This window comes from Nguyenibacter vanlangensis, from assembly GCF_013376155.1.
Taxonomy (GTDB): Bacteria; Pseudomonadota; Alphaproteobacteria; order Acetobacterales; family Acetobacteraceae; genus Gluconacetobacter; species Gluconacetobacter vanlangensis.
The window spans coordinates 1-1,687 of the sequence record NZ_JABXXP010000603.1 but is presented as its reverse complement, the minus strand read 5'-3'; the positions used below and the strand labels follow the sequence as shown (position 1 = coordinate 1,687).

The window sequence follows — 1,687 nt, the reverse complement described above, 5'->3', positions numbered from 1 at the left end:
GGGCAGCGTGGAGACGCGCTGGGCCATGGCGGTGCCGGCCGGCAGGGCGGCGAGGCACGCGGCGAGAAGGAGGGAGCGGGTACGGGTCATGTCGCGGGTCATGCTACGACCTCGGTCGTGAAATCCTCGATCACCAGGTTGGCCAGCAGGCCGCGGGCCATGGCGTCGGCCTTGTCACGCGCGGCGGCGGGATCGGTTTCGTCGAGGTCGAGTTCGATGACCCGGCCGATCCGGACCTCGCCCACGCCGGCGAAGCCGAGCACATGCAGCGCGTGGGCGACGGCCTTGCCCTGCGGGTCCAGCACGCCTTCCTTGAGCATGACGGTGACGCGTACTTTCATTGCATGACCTCCGGCCCCTTCATGTCGGAATTCGTGGCCTCGGGCAGGATGCCGAGCCGCCAGGCCACTTCCTGATAGGCTTCCTCGACGCGGCCCATGTCGCGGCGGAAGCGGTCCTTGTCCAGCTTCTCGCTGGTCTTGGCGTCCCACAGGCGGCAATTGTCGGGCGAGATTTCGTCGGCGAGGACGATGCGCATTTCCTCGCCTTCCCACAGCCGGCCGAATTCGAGCTTGAAATCGACCAGGGTGATGCCGATGCCGACGAACAGGCCGGTCAGGAAATCGTTGATCCGCATGGTCAGCGCCACCATGTCGTCCAGGTCGTGGGTGCAGGCCCAGCCGAAGGCGGTGATGTGCTCCTCGCTGACCATCGGGTCGTTCAGGCTGTCGTTCTTGTAGTAATATTCGACGATGGTGCGCGGCAGGCGGGTGCCTTCGGGGATGCCCAGGCGCTTGGCCAGGCTGCCGGCGGCGACGTTGCGGACCACGACTTCGAGCGGGATGATCTCGACCTCGCGGATCAATTGCTCGCGCATGTTCAGGCGGCGGATGAAATGGGTCGGGATGCCGATATCGTGCAGCCGCAGCATCAGATGTTCGCTGATCCGGTTGTTCAGCACACCCTTGCCGGTGATGACGCCCTTCTTTGCGCCGTTGCCGGCGGTGGCGTCGTCCTTGAAATACTGGACGAGCGTTCCGGGTTCCGGACCCTCGAAGAGGATCTTGGCTTTTCCTTCGTAGAGCTGACGGCGGCGGGCCATACTCGTCCTTCATGCGGCTGGTGGAGGATGCCGGGGCATCCGTCCGATGAGGGGGCCTGCGAGGTCCCTGTAACGCGACTGCCTCATAGCAACGATTGGTCGCGGAAGATACCATTCCCTTTTCGGGGGCTGGCAGCACATGACGGCGTGCCAGGTTACGGTATGCCGGGCTACGATATACTGGGCTACGGTACGCTGGGCACATCCAGCATGACGGGGGCGTAGCCGACGCGATCGGGCGCGCCGGCCGCGAAATGCCACGAGGCGGGCGCGGCCGGGTCGGCGGCGATGCCGATGACCGAGGAACTGCAGGTGCCGAAGCCCGAGCGCGGCGGGATGTTGAGTTCGCTGCCGGCGGGCAGCGTGCGGTCGGAGAGCAGGCGCGTCCAGGATGCCCAGTCGGGCGGGAGCGGCCGTGCGGCGTCGCAGAAGCGCGGCAGGTGGCGCCCGATCCGCGGGATGGACAGGTCGTCCGGCCCGGTGGTGGCGGCCATGTGTACCCCGGGTTCGAGTTGCGCGACGTCGGGTGTGCCGTAGCCGAGGCCCGATATGTAGTAGGCCGCCCGGCGATCGGCGACGATCATG

2 protein-coding genes and 1 pseudogene are annotated in these 1,687 nt (G+C 66.6%); all 3 read right to left on the bottom strand.

Annotated features, from left to right (window positions below; all coding sequences use genetic code 11):
- Positions 1–98 precede the first annotated feature (98 nt).
- Positions 99–341, bottom strand: a complete 243-nt coding sequence (purS, locus tag HUK84_RS17150) for a phosphoribosylformylglycinamidine synthase subunit PurS (protein ID WP_176641344.1) — start codon at positions 339–341, stop codon at positions 99–101.
- Positions 338–1,102 (bottom strand): phosphoribosylaminoimidazolesuccinocarboxamide synthase, encoded by a 765-nt coding sequence (purC, locus tag HUK84_RS17145; RefSeq protein WP_176641343.1) that lies wholly within the window; start codon positions 1,100–1,102, stop codon positions 338–340. The genes purS and purC overlap by 4 nt, the downstream gene beginning before the upstream one ends.
- A 185-nt stretch (positions 1,103–1,287) precedes the next feature.
- A pseudogene (locus HUK84_RS17140) lies at positions 1,288–1,687 on the bottom strand (NRDE family protein); the annotation flags it as partial.

What these genes read in the sequence shown, in the direction of transcription:
- purS (WP_176641344.1), bottom strand. Translation starts at nt 341, where the DNA reads ATGAAAGTACGCGTCACCGTCATGCTCAAGGAAGGCGTGCTGGACCCG.
- purC (WP_176641343.1), bottom strand. Translation starts at nt 1,102, where the DNA reads ATGGCCCGCCGCCGTCAGCTCTACGAAGGAAAAGCCAAGATCCTCTTC.